Origin of the sequence: Exiguobacterium sp. SL-9, from assembly GCF_004336985.1 — a bacterium.
Classification (GTDB): domain Bacteria; phylum Bacillota; class Bacilli; order Exiguobacteriales; family Exiguobacteriaceae; genus Exiguobacterium.
On sequence record NZ_SJUO01000045.1, the window covers coordinates 1 to 392 of the forward strand.

1 protein-coding gene is annotated in these 392 nt (G+C 43.1%); it reads left to right on the top strand.

From position 1 onward, the window contains the following. Positions 1 to 373, top strand: a 373-nt coding sequence (locus EVJ34_RS15580) for a hypothetical protein (RefSeq protein WP_368665995.1), incomplete at its 5' end; no start/stop codon positions are given. Positions 374 to 392: the final 19 nt, after the last annotated feature.

Sequence of the window (392 nt, forward strand, 5' to 3'; positions counted from 1 at the left end):
CTCTATTGGAACAAGTTGGGGGCGCGTGTGGCGTTTAGTTAAGTTTGGTGGTGCATCAACAGATCCACAAATGCTAAACAAACGCGGTGAAATGTATAACAGCGTTAAGACATGGCTAAAAATTGGTGGGGCTATTGATGATCAGGAAACCGCAGATGATTTGTCATGTGGTGAATACAAAGTTCGTGTTATCGATAGCAAGATTGTACTAGAAGATAAAACAGAAATTAAAAAGCGTCTTGGTCGTTCACCGGGTAAAGGTGATGCGCTCGCGCTGACGTTCGCCTATCCAGTCACCAAAATAGATAGAAATTACTCTTCACTTCATTCTGGCGCTAGCGTCAGCAATTCAGATTACGATCCATTCGCATAAAAAAAGCCCTCTGGAGTAG